The organism is Bradyrhizobium sp. LB14.3, assembly GCF_040547985.1.
In the GTDB taxonomy this organism is placed as follows: domain Bacteria; phylum Pseudomonadota; class Alphaproteobacteria; order Rhizobiales; family Xanthobacteraceae; genus Bradyrhizobium.
The window spans coordinates 161,659-176,224 of the sequence record NZ_JBEPQT010000003.1; the positions used below are offsets into that span (position 1 = coordinate 161,659).

The 14,566-nt window shown below is 64.0% G+C and carries 15 protein-coding genes; 7 read left to right on the forward strand and 8 right to left on the reverse strand.

What is annotated here, in order from left to right:
* Positions 1–28: 28 nt before the first annotated feature.
* Complete coding sequence (locus ABIB00_RS08005; RefSeq protein WP_247444518.1) at positions 29–490, reverse strand: DUF488 domain-containing protein; 462 nt, start codon at positions 488–490, stop codon at positions 29–31.
* 8 nt (positions 491–498) lie between these two features.
* Positions 499–1,320: a DUF72 domain-containing protein gene (locus tag ABIB00_RS08010; protein ID WP_354103962.1), complete on the reverse strand. Its 822-nt coding sequence runs from the start codon at positions 1,318–1,320 to the stop codon at positions 499–501.
* 112 nt (positions 1,321–1,432) lie between these two features.
* Between ABIB00_RS08010 and ABIB00_RS08015 the strand changes: the two genes are divergently transcribed.
* From ABIB00_RS08015 to ABIB00_RS08030, 4 genes are all read left to right on the forward strand, one after another.
* Positions 1,433–1,813, forward strand: coding sequence for a hypothetical protein (locus tag ABIB00_RS08015; protein ID WP_354103963.1), 381 nt, complete (start codon positions 1,433–1,435; stop codon positions 1,811–1,813).
* A 90-nt stretch (positions 1,814–1,903) separates the two neighbouring features.
* Entirely contained in the window at positions 1,904–2,101 is a 198-nt protein-coding gene (locus tag ABIB00_RS08020; protein WP_354103964.1) for a hypothetical protein, read from the forward strand.
* A 273-nt stretch (positions 2,102–2,374) separates the two neighbouring features.
* Positions 2,375–3,520 carry a glycosyltransferase family 2 protein gene (locus ABIB00_RS08025; RefSeq protein ID WP_354103965.1) on the forward strand — a complete coding sequence of 382 codons (1,146 nt, stop codon included), beginning with the start codon at positions 2,375–2,377 and terminating at the stop codon, positions 3,518–3,520.
* 6 nt (positions 3,521–3,526) lie between these two features.
* Positions 3,527–5,029 (forward strand): glycosyltransferase family 39 protein, encoded by a 1,503-nt coding sequence (locus ABIB00_RS08030; RefSeq protein ID WP_354103966.1) that lies wholly within the window; start codon positions 3,527–3,529, stop codon positions 5,027–5,029.
* A gap of 27 nt (positions 5,030–5,056) precedes the next feature.
* Here the strand turns inward: ABIB00_RS08030 and ABIB00_RS08035 are convergent, their stop codons facing one another.
* Complete coding sequence (locus ABIB00_RS08035; RefSeq protein WP_354103967.1) at positions 5,057–6,943, reverse strand: CHASE2 domain-containing protein; 1,887 nt, start codon at positions 6,941–6,943, stop codon at positions 5,057–5,059.
* Positions 6,944–7,034: 91 nt separating this feature from the next.
* Positions 7,035–7,559: a FecR domain-containing protein gene (locus ABIB00_RS08040; RefSeq protein ID WP_354103968.1), complete on the reverse strand. Its 525-nt coding sequence runs from the start codon at positions 7,557–7,559 to the stop codon at positions 7,035–7,037.
* A gap of 666 nt (positions 7,560–8,225) precedes the next feature.
* Between ABIB00_RS08040 and ABIB00_RS08045 the strand changes: the two genes are divergently transcribed.
* Positions 8,226–9,290, forward strand: a complete 1,065-nt coding sequence (locus ABIB00_RS08045; RefSeq protein WP_354103969.1) for a DUF2778 domain-containing protein — start codon at positions 8,226–8,228, stop codon at positions 9,288–9,290.
* A 116-nt stretch (positions 9,291–9,406) separates the two neighbouring features.
* Here the strand turns inward: ABIB00_RS08045 and ABIB00_RS08050 are convergent, their stop codons facing one another.
* Together ABIB00_RS08050 and ABIB00_RS08055 are read right to left on the reverse strand one after the other, a co-directional pair.
* On the reverse strand, positions 9,407–10,045 hold the full coding sequence (locus tag ABIB00_RS08050) for a glutathione binding-like protein (RefSeq protein WP_354103970.1): 639 nt from the start codon (positions 10,043–10,045) through the stop codon (positions 9,407–9,409).
* Positions 10,046–10,058: 13 nt separating this feature from the next.
* Positions 10,059–10,652 carry a cysteine hydrolase family protein gene (locus ABIB00_RS08055; RefSeq protein ID WP_354103971.1) on the reverse strand — a complete coding sequence of 198 codons (594 nt, stop codon included), beginning with the start codon at positions 10,650–10,652 and terminating at the stop codon, positions 10,059–10,061.
* A 131-nt stretch (positions 10,653–10,783) separates the two neighbouring features.
* Here ABIB00_RS08055 and ABIB00_RS08060 point away from each other — a divergent pair, with 131 nt between their 5' ends.
* Complete coding sequence (locus ABIB00_RS08060; RefSeq protein ID WP_354103972.1) at positions 10,784–11,593, forward strand: LysR family transcriptional regulator; 810 nt, start codon at positions 10,784–10,786, stop codon at positions 11,591–11,593.
* Positions 11,594–11,709: 116 nt separating this feature from the next.
* Entirely contained in the window at positions 11,710–12,456 is a 747-nt protein-coding gene (lepB, locus tag ABIB00_RS08065; protein ID WP_354103973.1) for a signal peptidase I, read from the forward strand.
* Between the two features lie 102 nt (positions 12,457–12,558).
* Here the strand turns inward: lepB and groL are convergent, their stop codons facing one another.
* Both groL and ABIB00_RS08075 read right to left on the reverse strand, forming a co-directional pair.
* A complete protein-coding gene (gene groL, locus ABIB00_RS08070; protein WP_247338899.1) occupies positions 12,559–14,199 on the reverse strand; it encodes a chaperonin GroEL in 1,641 nt (546 codons plus the stop codon).
* Between the two features lie 45 nt (positions 14,200–14,244).
* A complete protein-coding gene (locus ABIB00_RS08075) occupies positions 14,245–14,559 on the reverse strand; it encodes a co-chaperone GroES (RefSeq protein WP_247338897.1) in 315 nt (104 codons plus the stop codon).
* Positions 14,560–14,566: the final 7 nt, after the last annotated feature.

Below are 14,566 nucleotides of genomic sequence, written 5' to 3' on the forward strand. Positions count from 1 at the left end.
GTCGTTTCGTCCTCCCGCGCGAAAAGGGCTAGACCTGCCGGCCCGCCAAATTCCTCACCTCCACCCCATCCCGCTCCTCGATCACCTCCGCGATCATCTGGCGGTGGCAGTGGGTGTGGTCGCGCTCGTAGCAGAGCAGGCACACGGGGCCTGCCTTCTTCACGAGCGCCGCAAGCTCGTCCATCTCTTCCCTGGCCTGCGGCGTCTTCAGGTGCTTTGCGTAGATCTTTTCCAGCACATCGTATTGCCCGCTGCGGGCGGCGAGGCGGCCTTCCTTGGGTGTGCCGAGGGCGGCGAGATGGACATAGGCGATGCCGCGTTCATCGAGGCCTGCGGATAATTGATTCTTGGAAAAGCCGGGCCGGCGCGATGACGTCACCGCGCGCACGTCGACAACGAGCTTGACGCCGGCTCGCTCCAGCTCGTCGAGCACGGCCTTGGGCGGCGTCTGCTCATAGCCGATGGTGAAGAGTTTTTTTGCCTTTGCCATGAAACACCTCAGGTCACTCGCGCGATCAGTTCCATGGCGCCGGCCGGCGCGCGCACCTTGCCCTCGTGGATGACATAGGCAAACACGTCGCGCGGCTCCTTCTTCGGCTTAGCCTTGTCGACCTTCGGCAGATCATCGGGTTCATTTCCCTCGGCCCAGTCCTGAAACCGCTTGGCCCAGGCATCGAGCTGCTTCGGCGGATAGCAGGTCTTGATCTCGTCATTGCCCTTCTGGAGCCGCGCATAGACGAAATCGCCGGCAACGTCGGCGATCGCCGGATATTTGCCGTGTTCGGCGAACACGACGGGCGTCTCGAATTCGCGGATCAGCGCGACGAAGTCTGGCGTGCAAAAACTGTCGTGGCGGACCTCGACGACATGGCGCAGCGCGCGGCCCTCGAGCTTGCGCGGCAACAGCTCGAGGAACTTGCCGAAATCGGCGCCGTCGAATTTCTTGGTCGGCGCGAACTGCCACAGCACCGGCCCAAGATGATCGCCGAGTTCCAGCACGCCGGAATCATAGAAACGCTTGATGGAATCGCCGGCTTCCGCCAGCACGCGGCGGTTGGTGGCGAAGCGCGGTCCCTTCAATGAAAACACGAAACCCTCCGGTACTTCGCCTGCCCATTTGCGAAAGCTCTCCGGCTTCTGCGAGCCGTAATAGGTGCCGTTGATCTCGATCGAGGTCAGCTTCGAGGCCGCGTAGGACAGCTCCTTCGCCTGCGTCAGCTTCTCCGGATAGAACACGCCGCGCCAGGGCTCGAAAGTCCAGCCGCCGATGCCGATGAAGATGTTGCCGGATTTTTTGGACGCGGTTTTTGCTTTGGCCACGGGAGGACTCGCATCGAGGGGAGGGACCTCATCCTAGTCAAACCAGATGTGATTGGCCAGTTGGGACGCCCCGTCTAAGGTCGCGACAGGACCCGCAAAAAAGGAGAACAAGATGCGGATGCTGATGGTGGGAGCGGCGCTCGTTATGATGACATCTGCTGCCATGATATCTTCAGTCATGGCCGACGATGACGATGCCAAGGGTGCGCAGAAGCTCGCCATGCAGGGCCGCGACGATTACTGGCATTGCCTGGCGCGGGAATATTCGCGTGATAGCAATCAGGGCCAGTCTGAGCAGGATTTCGGCCGCTCGGTCGCCGGCGCCTGTCCGTCGGAGCGGCAATATTACCGTGTGGCGCTGCTCGACTTTCTCACCACGCAGTATCCGACCATTGATGGCGGCGCCCATCTCGCCACCGCGAACAGGGCCGTGGAAGCGGCGCAGAAGGACATCGTGACGGCCTTCGTCAAGCACAGGCCGCCCCAGAAATAGCCCCCTTGAGTGTTGGCGTCCCGCAAGCCCTTCCGGCTGTGCGCTGATCCATGGTATCAGTGGGGGCATCTGGAACAGGGATGGGTTTCCATGTCGTCTGAGTCGGTGGGTGGCATTTTGGGGGCGATCGTCGCGGCGATCGTGCTTGCGGTCGCCGTCGTCTTCGGGCCGATCGGCCAGTACGGCAAGCCGCCCAAGCCCGTGAAAGTTGACCCGGCTGCGGCGCCGGCGGCCCCTGCCGCGCCCGCACCTCGCGGGCCGGTGATCAAGGAAGTCCCGAACCAATAAAGGCCTGAAAAGGGCGCCTTTCGCCCCTTGCAAACCGGCTTTGTCGTTCCTATTTAGTTTCTAACGGCGACGTTGAGCGAAAAACTCCGGCGCTGGAACGACCTTGGGATAGCTCAGGCTGCGCCGGATGTACGCGCGGCCCGCCGTTCCGGGGTCGTTGGCATTTTAGGGCCCTTTTGGGCCATTCTCCAGAGAACCCCCGGCTTGGTAGCGCAAGTTCTTGGTAGCGCAAGTTCTTGGCAGCGCAAGACGCGGCGGATATACGCTGCCCTCATGAACGAAGCGATCAGACCGGGCTCCGACAACCCGCCGCAGGCCCCGCAGGCGGCTTCCCCATCGCCGGAATTGTCGGTCGTCGTCCCGACCTTCAACGAGCGCGACAATGTCACGGTGCTGTACCGGCGGCTGCAGGCAGCGCTGGCCGGCATCGCCTGGGAAGTCGTGTTCGTCGATGATAATTCGCCTGATGGCACCTGGGACGTCGTGCGCGCGCTGGCCCGGCGCGACAGCCGCGTGCGCTGTGTCCGCCGTATCGGCCGCCGCGGCCTGTCGGGGGCCTGCATCGAGGGCATCCTGGCCTCAAGCGCGCCCTATGCGGCCGTGATCGACGCCGACCTCCAGCACGACGAGACGCAGCTGCCGAAAATGCTGTCGCTGCTCGCGAGCGGGCAGGCCGAGCTCGTGGTCGGCAGCCGCTACATCGAGGGCTACAAGAGCGAAGGCTTCAACAAGCAGCGCGCCGGCGCCAGTGCATTGGCGACCGAACTCGCCAGGAAGGCGCTGCGGGTCGAGATCGCCGATCCCATGAGCGGCTTCTTCATGGTTCGCCGCGACCGCTTCGAGCAGCTCGCGCCGAAACTTTCCGTGCACGGCTTCAAGATCCTGCTCGACCTCGTCGCGAGCGCGAACGGCACCTTGCGCGCCATCGAAATTCCTTACACGTTCGGAGAGCGCCAGCACGGCGAAAGCAAACTCGATTCCATGGTCGCGCTGGATTTTCTCGGCCTGGTGCTGGCGAAGTTCACCAACGATGCTGTCTCGCTACGCTTCCTGCTGTTCGCAATGGTCGGCGGCATCGGCCTCGTGGTGCATCTCACCACCCTGTTCATATCGCTTGAGCTGTTCAAGCAGCCGTTCGCGGAAGCGCAGGCCTCCGGCGCCATCATCGCGATGACCAGCAATTTCGTCCTCAACAACTTCCTCACCTATCGCGACCAGCGGCTGAAGGGCTTTGCGCTGCTGCGCGGCCTGATCGCGTTCTACATCGTGTGCAGCGTCGGCCTGCTCGCCAATGTCGGCGTCGCCTTCTCGGTCTACGACCAGGAGCCGATCTGGTGGCTTGCGGGTGCGGCCGGTGCGCTGATGGGCGTGGTGTGGAACTACGCGATGTCCGGACTGTTCGTCTGGCGCAAGAAGTAGCTCACGATGGGCGGGGCTGACGCGCGGATCGTCCGCAATACGGCGCTGGTGATCCTTGCGCTGGTCGGCTTGCGGCTCGTCGCAGCCGCATTCACGCCGATCACCTTCGACGAAGCCTATTACTGGATGTGGTCGAAGAACCTCGCCGGGGGGTATTACGATCACCCGCCGATGGTTGCCTACGTCATCCGCGCCGGCACCATGATCGCCGGCGACACCGAGCTCGGCGTCCGCCTGGTATCGATCCTGCTTGCGCTGCCTATGAGCTACGCGATCTATCGCTCCGCCGCGATCCTGTTCGGCGGCGCGCGGGTGGCGGCGACCAGCGCCATCCTGCTCAACGTGACGCTGCTGGCCTCGGTCGGAACGCTGATCGTCACGCCCGATGCGCCGCTTCTGGTTGCCTCCAGCTTCGTGCTGTTCTTTCTCGCAAAAGTGCTGGAAACCGGTCGCGGCGCCTGGTGGCTCGCGGTCGGCGTAGCCGTCGGCGCGGCGCTGTTGTCGAAATACACCGCGATGTTCTTTGGCCTGGCGATCCTGATCTGGCTCGCGACCGTGCCGAAACTGCGGCATTGGTTTCTCTCGCCCTGGCCCTATCTCGGTGGCCTCGTTGCGCTCGCGCTGTTCTCGCCGGTGATCCTCTGGAATGCGGACCATCAATGGGTCTCGTTCGCAAAGCAGCTCGGCCGCGCCAAGATCGAGGACTTTCGGCCGGTCTTTATCGCCGAGCTGATCCCGACCCAGATCGCGTTCGCAACTCCGCTCGTCTTCATCCTCGGCGTAATGGGGCTGCACGCGCTGACTTGGCGCCGCGCCGGCGCGCTGGCCTCGCGCGTGCTGATCGAGACGATGTTCTGGACCGTCGTCGCCTATTTCGTCTGGCATTCGCTGCATGCCCGCGTCGAGGCCAACTGGTTCGCGCCGGTCTATCCGCCCTTCGTTATCGCGGCGGCCGCCGCCGCCAATCTCGTGCAGTGGAAGCCGCGCCAGCGGCGCCTGGCGGATTTCTGCCTGCGCTGGGCTGCGCCCGTGGGCATCGTGATGTTTGCCGCGCTGATCGTGCAGGCCAACACCGGTTGGCTGTCCCTCTTTCGCCGCGATGCGACCGTGCGCAGCGTCGGCGTCGGCTGGCGCGAGCTTGCCGCGGAGATCGAAGCCGTGCGCGCCCGCAATGGCGCGACCTGCGTGCTTGCGCCTGACTACGGCACCACGGGCTGGCTCGCTTTCTATCTGCCGCGCGGCACCTGTGTGGCCCAGCAGAACCAGCGCATCCGCTGGGTCAACATGGCCGAGCCAGATCCAAAGCTGCTTGCCGGCAAGCTGATCTATGTCGACGAGGTGCGCAGCGACGGCCATCCCGCCGTCCACGAGCTCTTTGCGAAGGTGACGCAAATTGCGCAATTGCAGCGCAAGCGCGGTCCGCTCGTGGTCGAAACTTACGGCATCGATCTGCTCGAAGGCGCCAAGGGCGACGTGCTGGACCGCTCGCCGCCGCCGGAAGCGCGGTAGCTCTTCGTCGGGACGACGGCGGAGCCTTCAGTCGATCATCTCAGCCTTGGTCATGGCCTGGTTCGGCCTGTTCTGGTCGCGCCAGAACCACACGGTCACGATGCCGGAGCGGCCGCGGACCTGCGTGAGCAGGGGGCCCGTCAGAATGCCGTCGGGAGCGCCGTGGAAGTCGGCCGTATCCAGCAGAACATCGCTGAGCGCGAGGCGCGCGTCGTTCTGGACGGCGACCTCCATTAACCGGCTCGCGACATTGACGGTGTCGCCCGTCGCCGTGATGTGCTGATGGCTTTCGCCGAGGCGGGAGGCGACGATCGGGCCGAAATGCGCGCCGATCTTGAAGCCGAGCTGATCCCTGATCGCAGGGGGCAATGACACGATCCAGCGTTCGACGCCGCGGTGCAGGTCGATCGCGCATTTCAGCGCGCGTGCGGCGTCGTCGGGCATCGCGCCGGGCAGGCCGAACAGGATCATGGCGCCGTCGCCGAGAAAGCCGCTGATCATGCCGCCGCAATCGACCGCGGCCTTGTCGATCAGCGCGTGAAACGCCTTCAGAATGTCCTGGAGCTCGTCCGGATCGATTCGCTCGCTCAGCGCCGTGAAACCGGAGAGATCGATGAAGACCACGGCCGCGTCCTGCCGGACGGGTTTTGACAGGAAATTCGGATCGCGCGCCAGCCAGTCCTGCACGGCGGGTGCCTGGAATTGCGCGAGCGACCGGCTCTTCGCGGCAAGATATTGCGTGCGCCGGCCTCCCGCCCACAGCTGCACGCCGCCGAAGACCACCACCGGCGGCACTGCCGCGGCGAGCGTGGTCGCGGCATTCAGCCAGACGCCGTGCGTGAACGCGAACAGATTGAGCCCGGCCCAGGCGATCATCACCCCGGCCGCCGCGACGAGGCCGAGCGCGCTGCGCCGCCAGGCGAGCAGGCCCACCAGCAGCATTGGCAACAGGATCGCGATGAGCGCGTCGGCGATGTGGACCTTGCGGTCACGCACGATGCCGTCACCGGCGACGAGATGGGTGATCGCGGTCGAGACCACCTCGACGCCGGGCATCAGGGAATCGAACGGTGTCGGATAGAAGTCACCGCCGCCTGCGACCGAGGCGCCGATCACGACAATCCGGTTCTCGATCGCCGAGCGATTGAGCGTGCCGTCGAAGATGCTCTGCGCGCTGACAGTGCGGATGGTGCGGCGCGGGCCGTAATAAGTGATAGGCAGCGCGAAATCGGTGTCGGTCGGCACCGTGCGGTCGCCGAGCAGGAGGTGGTCCGGCGCGATCGTCAGCGGCTTGTCGAGCGCGCGTATCGCGACGCGCAGCGGAAATGACAGCTCGACCTTGTCGCTCGTCCGGAACAGCATCGGCACCGAGAGCGGCGAGCCCGATTGTCCGGTCGCAACGTTGACGACGCCGACCTCGGCGTGGTCGGCGAATGCCGGCAAGGGCAACAGGAAGCGCTCGGCCTGCGGCAGCACGGCGAGGGGGCCCCGACTGCTGGGTGCCACGGTCTCGCTGGCGGACGGGAAGATTGCCGCAGCGGCGAGGACCATGGGACCGGTAGCCAGCGTATTTGCCAGCGTGGCGTCACCGATCGCAGCGCTGCGGTCGACCAGCAGCAGGTCGATCGCGACGACCTTCGGCTTGAACTGCACGATGGTGTCGACGACACGGGCGAGATCGGCGCGTGGCAGCGGATAGCTGCCGCCGCGCTTGACCACGGTGTCGTCGATCGCGACGATGGTGACGAGATCGGGTGGAGCCTGTACGCCGCGGACCTGCGTCCGCCAATCCGTCAGCGTCGCCTCGAGGCGATCGAGAAAGCGAAGATGACTGTTGGCGTGACTGGCATAGATGCCCGCGCCCCACAGGGCGGTAAGGGCGAGTGCCATCAGGATCTGAACGCGTCTTTTCATTACGTCGTACTGCAATCTTCTCTGTTGTCAGGGCCTGACTGATCGGGCCGTATCGACCAAGCCTTATTAGCCAAGTCCTATTGACCAAGTCCTATTGACCGAGTCTTGCCATCAGCGCATCGACGCGCGGCTGGCCCCATGTCTTGACGGTCAACGGACCGGTCGCTTCCACGTCGACGCCTTCACCGGGGGCTAAAACGACGCCGCGTCCGCGGCTCCTGCGGCTGACGCCGACACGGCCGTCGGCGACGAAGACGGAGGTCTTGGCCTCCGTGACATCGACCGCCCATTTCGTGCCGCGCACCGCGGCGATCGCCTGCGGCGTCAGCACCTTGAAGGGGGTGCCGCCGGGCTTCTTGGGGACCTCGACCAGCAGCGCTTTGCTGCTCAACTCCACGGAGTCTATATGTCCGTCGCGGTTGGCGTCCTTAAGTTCAAATCTGGCGCCGCTTTCCGCAACGATCGTGATGCCGTTGTCGCAACGCCAGGTCTGTGTGCCTGCGGTCGACGGTGACGCCGTGCAGCCGGCATTGGCAGCAGGCTGCGCAATCGCAGATCCGATCAACAGAAACGACGATGCCAGAGTGAAAAATCCAGCGCATGCGATCGCTCTCATGCCAGCCTCCGTTTGCGTGCCCGGCGCAGTTCAAGGCGATGTTGATACGGTACCGTATCGTACGCAGAGGCTGCTGAAAAGTGCCGAGGCAGCAGCTATTTTCTCGGCACGGTTTTTTCCAGACCGGTGCGATCAACTTTCGGTCAGGGTCTTTCTCCTCCCACCGTTCTGACGGCCGTTCTGACGGGGAGAGGCGAAGCACATCTCATCACGCGCGGAGTGACAAAGGCGGCGTCCACCAGCCTGACGCAACGCTTCGCCGCTATGGTCGGCGGCATTGAAGACCACGAAAACGACTTGGTTGGATGCGTTTAGAAATGCGGTCGGAGACGTTCGCTGACCGCACCGATCCGACCGAGAATTATAGTTAACAGATGCGCTTAAGTCCGTAGTTCTGCGGGCTTTTTTCTCGAAATGGGACGACGTTAATGCATTGCCCCACATTCGCCCGAACTTAATCCGCATTTAACTAAAAGTGGCCCTAATGACGCTCCGCCCCTCTGCGAGATGCTGTTCCCGGATCGTGACCAGCGGCGCTTCGAAGGGGGATTGAGTGACACCGTTCTGGACGCAAGGCGAATGAGTACGAGTATCGCTGCGCAAGGTATCGCGGCACGGAAGTCCAAAGAATTATCGAGCAATTCTTATCGGAAGCCTTCCCGAAAAATGACCACCCAAAACGCGCTTGGCGCCGCCGTGATCGGCTGCGTCGTGCTTGGTGCCGGCTGGACCGTCTACAGCAACATTTTTGCCGCCAGCGTCTATCCGACCGTCGGCAGCAGCGCCTACGACGAGCCCGTGATCAAGCGGGCGCCTAGGGTCGCACTGCGCGAAGCCGGTGAGGCCGTCAAGGAAGCCTTTGCGCTCTTGCCCGACCGGTTGCAGGTGGCCGCGCCAATCTCGCGCGAGATGTTCAACGATCGCTTTGCCGCCGCTGCGACCCAAGGCGTGACATCGAATGCAGCGAGCGCCGCGCCCGCAACCAAGGTAGCCGAAGCCACGGCGAAGCCGAGCGTGATCGCGAGGGTCGCGGAAGTCCTGAAGTCAGGTCCCGCCAAGATCGCTGACGCTGCGAAGTCCAAGCGCGTCGACGCGCCGGTGCAGCTTGCCTCGGCAGATCCGGCCGAAATCGTGCCGACGCCGGAGGCGAAGCCAAAATCGTTCGCCGATCGCGCCAAGGCCGCGGTGATGTCGGTTACCGGGCCGCGGCAGTCGATGGTGGAAAAGCTCTGGGGCAAGCGTGAGCCGTCTGGCGCCCTGCTCGCCTATGCCTCGGCTGATGCGAGCGTGACCGCTTCCATCGCGCCGAAGGAGCAGAACCCCATGCTCGGCGGTTCGGCGCCTTATGACCGCTCCACCGCGGTCTACGACATCAGCGCGAAGACGGTGTATCTACCCGACGGCACCAAGCTCGAGGCGCATTCCGGCCTCGGCTCCAATCTCGACGATCCCCGTTCCTCGCGCATCCGCATGCGCGGCGTAACGCCGCCACATATCTACGACCTGAAGCCGCGCGAAGCGCTATTCCACGGCGTTCCCGCGCTGCGCCTGACCCCGATCGGCGGCGAGAGCGCGATCTATGGCCGCGACGGCCTGCTCGCGCACACCTTCATGCTCGGGCCGAATGGCGACTCCAACGGCTGCGTGTCGTTCAAGGACTACTACGCGTTCCTCGACGCCTATCGCAACAAGGGCATCCGCAGGCTCGCGGTGCTGGCGCGAGTGGAGTGATCTTGGCTCATTCCAGATGATATAAAGGGCCGCTTGTTGCGGCCCTTTTTTGCGCTTCGTTTCAGCCCGGCTGCGGTCGTTATGGAACCCTCACATCTGGCGGCCGTGGCATCCCGTCACGCCGGGCTCGCCGCCACGGTCTTGCGCAGCGCCATCTCGGTTGCGATCGCCTCCCGCACTGCGGGGCGCGCCTGCATGCGCGCGAGATAAGCCGACAGGGACGGCCATTGCGCAATGTCGACGCCTGCCGGACGGAGCAGCAGCAAGGCCCAAATGAGGTGGGCATCCGCGACGGTGAATCTGTTACCGACCAGGAATTCGCGGTCCGCCAGATGCGCGGCTGGCACCGACAATGTCTGTGTAATCCTTGCCCGCGGCTTGGCGAGCGAGGCGTTGTCCTTGTACCAGAAGGTCGGAAACAGGAACGCCTTGTGGATCTCGGCGCCGATGAAGCTCAGCCATTCCTGCAAGCGGTAGCGGTCGGGATCGCCGAAGCGCGGCGCGAGGCCGGCCTCGGGTTTCAGATCAGCGATGTATTGCAGTACCGCCGCGCTCTCGGTTAGCCGCTCGCCGTTCTCCAGCACCAGGACCGGCACCGCGCCCTTCGGCGACACGCCGAGGAAATCGCTGCCGTCGTCCACGACTGTCTTGGTCCAGATATGGGCGAGGAGATACTCCGCCTCGACGCCGACCTCGGTCAGCGCGATGCGGCTGGCGAGCGAGCAGGCCATCGGAAAGAAATAGAGTTGCAGCATCACGAACGCTCCGTCAGCTTAGCGCATCGCCGCGCGCAATGATCGCGAAGCGATCCGACAATTCGGCCAACGCGACCTCGTGAATGGTCCTTGCGGCGAGCGTTCCGCCGCGGCCGTCGGGCAGATCGCGCGTGGCGCAGGAATCGGCATCGATCGTCGTGCGAAAGCCGAGGTCGAGCGCAGCCCGGGCGGTCGAGCTGACGCACATATGCGTCATGAAGCCGGCCAGCACGATGTTCTTGCGTCCGCTCGCGGCGAGCTGCGCCTGCAGATCGGTGCCGGCGAAGGCGTTCGGCAGCTCCTTCTCGATCACGAACTCGCCCGCAAGTGGCGCGAGCTCGGCGACGATGGCGCCGCGATCGGCGGCGCGATCGAACAGGCTGCCGGCGCGGCCCTTGTGCGCGATGTGGAAGATCGCGGCGCCCGACTTCCGGGCGCGGGCGAGAAGCTTCGCAGCGACGGCGATTGCGGGCTCGGGGTCTGGCAAAGCGAGGGGGCCGGCGCGGTATTCGTTCTGGATGTCGATCAGCACGAGACAGGACTCGCTGAGTTTGGGCGGATTGAGATCAGCGCCGGACAATTCGAGCAGGGTTTTTGGAGCGGTCATGCTGGTCAGGCCTTCTAAGGGAGTATTGGTGACGCAACATTAGCGCGGCGGCGGCCTGCCATTGTGCAGGACTATTGCAGCAGATGGCTGCGAATTTGCAGGGATTGGCCGCACCTGCTAGGCTCGTGCCCATGAACTGGGACGATCTGCGCATCATCGCCGCCAGCGCGCGGCTGCGCATCGACGAGACCACAGTCGGCCGAAGGCTCGCACGCATCCAGCGCGATCTCGGCGTACCGCTGTTCGATGCCGTCGACGGCCTGCGACGGCCGACGCGGCATTGCGAGGCGGTGCTCGAGCATGTCGGTGCGATGGCGGCGCACGTCGCCGCGATTGATCGCATCGGTGAGAGTCAGCCCGGTCCGGTCGGCCGCCTGCGCATCGCCTCGACCAATGCGGTCGCCGAGGAGCTGCTGGCGCCGCATGCCTGCGCGTTCCTGCGCGATCACCCCGGCCTCACCCTTCAGTTCCTCACCTCCAGCGGCAACGTCAAATTTTCGCGCTGGCAGGCCGATCTCGCCATCCGCTTGCGGAAGCCGGAGAAGGGCGACTTCACCATCTCCAAGCTCGGCGAGGTCAGACTGTATTTCTTCGAGCCCATCGATTTCGGGGGTGGCGAGCCTGTCGTTTGCGGCTTTCCCGATGAGCTCGACGCCATTCCCGAGGCGCAGTATTTGCGCGCCAGGCGGCTGACAAACGCGCGCTCTGTAACCGACAATGTCCGCATTGTCCGGACCATGATCCAGTCGCACCAAGCCGTCGGCGTGCTGCCCGAACATAGCTGCGGAGGATTGCTCTCCGACCACAGTCTGCGCGCCACGCTGCTGCCCCGGCGCCGCGACGTTTGGCTTTTGGTACAGAACCACCTCAAGCGCGATCCCGCGACGCGGCTCACCATTGAATGGGTGCGTCACTGCTTCAGGGATCTTTCGCGCGACTGATCGCCCGCGGCTGAGTGTGAACGCGATCCACACGCCGCGCGACCAAGTTGTGAGATTGCGCTCGCGCGAAGGTTGCGTAGTCTGGCGACGACCACAGGCTTGATCGGGGCAGGTGCATGACCACTCTCCAGGACACCACCCACCCGCAGGCCAAATCGCGGGAATGGAAGGCGATCGTTATCCTGATCCTCTTGATCCCGGTGCTGTGGTCGCCGCCGTTCCTGTTTCGCATCTTCCTGTTTCAGCCGTTCAACATCCCGTCCGGCTCGATGAGGCCGACGCTGGTCGTCGGCGACTACGTGTTCGCCGCCAAATATGCCTATGGCTATGGCCGCTATTCCTTTCCTTTCGCGCCGTCATGGATCTCGGGTCGCGTCTTTGCGGCCGAGCCCGAGTTTGGCGATGTGGTGGTGTTCCGGACGCCGAATGACAATTCGGTCGACTACGTCAAGCGCGTGGTCGGGCTGCCCGGCGATCGCATCCAGATGCGGCAGGGCCAGCTCTTCCTCAATGACCGCCCGGTGACGCGCGTCGCTCTCGCGAGCGTGCCCGGGGGCTCCGCCTGCGGTGTGGATGCCGGCACCGGGGTCAAGCGTTGGCGCGAGACCCTGCCGAACGGCGCGAGCTATATGACATATGACTGCGTCGACAACGGTTATCTCGACAACACCAGCGTCTTCACGGTGCCATCAGGTCATTTCTTCGCGCTTGGCGACAACCGCGACAACTCCACCGACAGCCGCATGATGTCCGTGATGGGGTTCATCCCGATGGACAATCTCGTCGGCAAGGTGACGCGGATATTCTGGTCGCTCGACGAACACGGCGAGCCGCACATGGAGCGGCTGGGGAAGGTGTGGTGAGGCCTCCCGTCATTCTGGCGGCGTGAAACGATCGTTCCCCAAAACAAAACCCCGGCATTGCTGCCGGGGTTTCGCATTTTGTGGTTTGCCGGAGTGGCTGGATCAGAAATCCATGCCGCCCATGCCGCCGCCCGGGGGCATTGCGGGGCCGGAGCCGCCCTTCTTGGGCAACTCGGCGACCATGGCTTCCGTGGTGATCAGCAGGGCCGCAACCGAGGCTGCGTTCTGGATCGCGGTACGCACGACCTTGGTCGGGTCGATGATGCCCTTGGTGACCAGGTTGACGTACTCGCCGGTCTGGGAGTCGAAGCCGTAAGCATACGTCTTGTTCTCCAGGATCTTGCCGACGATCACCGAGCCGTCTTCACCGGCGTTGATCGCGATCTGGCGAGCGGGCGCGGAGAGCGCCTTGCGCACGATCTCGACGCCGGTCTTCTGGTCGTCGTTCTTGGTGCGCAGGCCCTTGAGCTGCTCGGAAGCACGGAGCAGGGCGACGCCGCCGCCCGGGACAATGCCTTCTTCCACAGCCGCGCGGGTCGCATGCATCGCGTCATCAACGCGATCCTTGCGCTCCTTCACCTCGACCTCGGTCGCGCCGCCGACGCGGATCACCGCGACGCCGCCAGCGAGCTTGGCCAGACGCTCCTGGAGCTTCTCACGGTCGTAGTCCGAGGTGGTTTCCTCGATCTGCGCCTTGATCTGGGCCACGCGCGCCTCGATGTCGGCCTTCTTGCCGGCCCCGCTGACGATGGTGGTGTTTTCCTTGTCGATCATCACCTTCTTGGCGCGACCGAGCATGGCGAGCGTGACATTCTCCATCTTGATGCCGAGATCTTCCGAGATCGCCTGACCACCGGTCAGAACCGCGATGTCCTGCAGCATGGCCTTGCGGCGATCGCCGAAGCCCGGAGCCTTGACGGCCGCGACCTTCAGGCCGCCGCGGAGACGGTTGACGACCAGGGTGGCAAGAGCTTCGCCTTCGACGTCTTCGGCGATAATCACTAGCGGTTTGCCGCTCTGCACCACGGCTTCCAACAAGGGAAGCAATTCATTCAACTGAGATAGCTTCTTTTCGTTGATGAGGACGTAAGCATCTTCCATTTCAACGCGCATCTTGTCGGCGTTGGTGACGAAGTAGGGCGAGATGTAGCCGCGGTCGAACTGCATGCCTTCGACAACCTCGAGTTCGGTCTCGAGCGACTTGGCTTCTTCAACCGTGATGACGCCCTCGTTGCCGACCTTCTTCATGGCGTCGGAGAGGAACTTGCCGATTTCGGCATCGCCGTTGGCGGAGATGGTTCCGACCTGGGCGATTTCCTCGTTCGAGGTGACCTTCTTGGAGTTCTTGACGAGGTCGGCGACCACGGCTTCCACGGCCAGGTCGATACCACGCTTCAGGTCCATCGGGTTCATGCCGGCGGCAACCGACTTGGCGCCTTCACGAACGATCGCAGCCGCGAGCACGGTTGCGGTGGTGGTGCCGTCGCCGGCCGCGTCAGCCGACTTGGAGGCGACTTCGCGCACCATCTGCGCGCCCATGTTCTCGAACTTGTCGTCGAGCTCGATCTCCTTGGCGACGGTGACGCCGTCCTTGGTGATGCGGGGAGCGCCGAACGACTTGTCGAGGACGACGTTGCGGCCCTTGGGGCCGAGCGTCACCTTGACGGCGTTGGCGAGGATGTCGACGCCACGCAGCATCTTGTCGCGTGCATCGACGCCGAATTTGACTTCTTTAGCTGCCATCTGGATTTTTCCTTGGGTGTCTAGCTGGGTGGGGAGAGGGGGCTGTTAGGCCGCCTTCTTCTTGGAAGCGGGGACGTCGAGGACGCCCATGACATCGCTTTCCTTCATGATCAGCAGATCGACGTTGTCGATCTTGACTTCAGTGCCGGACCACTTGCCGAACAGCACGCGGTCGCCGACCTTCAGGTCGATCGGGATCAGCTTGCCGGCTTCGTCGCGACCACCGGGGCCGACAGCGACGATTTCGCCCTGCGAGGGCTTTTCCTTGACGGTGTCGGGAATGATGATGCCGCCAGCGGTCTTCTCTTCTGCGTCAATGCGCTTGACCACGACGCGGTCGTGAAGCGGACGGAATTTCATGCAGTTC

What these genes read in the sequence shown, in the direction of transcription:
- ABIB00_RS08005 (WP_247444518.1), bottom strand. Translation starts at nt 490, where the DNA reads ATGGCAAAGGCAAAAAAACTCTTCACCATCGGCTATGAGCAGACGCCG.
- ABIB00_RS08015 (WP_354103963.1), top strand. Translation starts at nt 1,433, where the DNA reads ATGCGGATGCTGATGGTGGGAGCGGCGCTCGTTATGATGACATCTGCT.
- ABIB00_RS08020 (WP_354103964.1), top strand. Translation starts at nt 1,904, where the DNA reads ATGTCGTCTGAGTCGGTGGGTGGCATTTTGGGGGCGATCGTCGCGGCG.
- ABIB00_RS08025 (WP_354103965.1), top strand. Translation starts at nt 2,375, where the DNA reads ATGAACGAAGCGATCAGACCGGGCTCCGACAACCCGCCGCAGGCCCCG.
- ABIB00_RS08030 (WP_354103966.1), top strand. Translation starts at nt 3,527, where the DNA reads ATGGGCGGGGCTGACGCGCGGATCGTCCGCAATACGGCGCTGGTGATC.
- ABIB00_RS08035 (WP_354103967.1), bottom strand. Translation starts at nt 6,943, where the DNA reads ATGAAAAGACGCGTTCAGATCCTGATGGCACTCGCCCTTACCGCCCTG.
- ABIB00_RS08040 (WP_354103968.1), bottom strand. Translation starts at nt 7,559, where the DNA reads ATGAGAGCGATCGCATGCGCTGGATTTTTCACTCTGGCATCGTCGTTT.
- ABIB00_RS08045 (WP_354103969.1), top strand. Translation starts at nt 8,226, where the DNA reads ATGACCACCCAAAACGCGCTTGGCGCCGCCGTGATCGGCTGCGTCGTG.
- ABIB00_RS08050 (WP_354103970.1), bottom strand. Translation starts at nt 10,045, where the DNA reads ATGCTGCAACTCTATTTCTTTCCGATGGCCTGCTCGCTCGCCAGCCGC.
- ABIB00_RS08055 (WP_354103971.1), bottom strand. Translation starts at nt 10,652, where the DNA reads ATGACCGCTCCAAAAACCCTGCTCGAATTGTCCGGCGCTGATCTCAAT.
- ABIB00_RS08060 (WP_354103972.1), top strand. Translation starts at nt 10,784, where the DNA reads ATGAACTGGGACGATCTGCGCATCATCGCCGCCAGCGCGCGGCTGCGC.
- lepB (WP_354103973.1), top strand. Translation starts at nt 11,710, where the DNA reads ATGACCACTCTCCAGGACACCACCCACCCGCAGGCCAAATCGCGGGAA.
- groL (WP_247338899.1), bottom strand. Translation starts at nt 14,199, where the DNA reads ATGGCAGCTAAAGAAGTCAAATTCGGCGTCGATGCACGCGACAAGATG.
- ABIB00_RS08075 (WP_247338897.1), bottom strand. Translation starts at nt 14,559, where the DNA reads ATGAAATTCCGTCCGCTTCACGACCGCGTCGTGGTCAAGCGCATTGAC.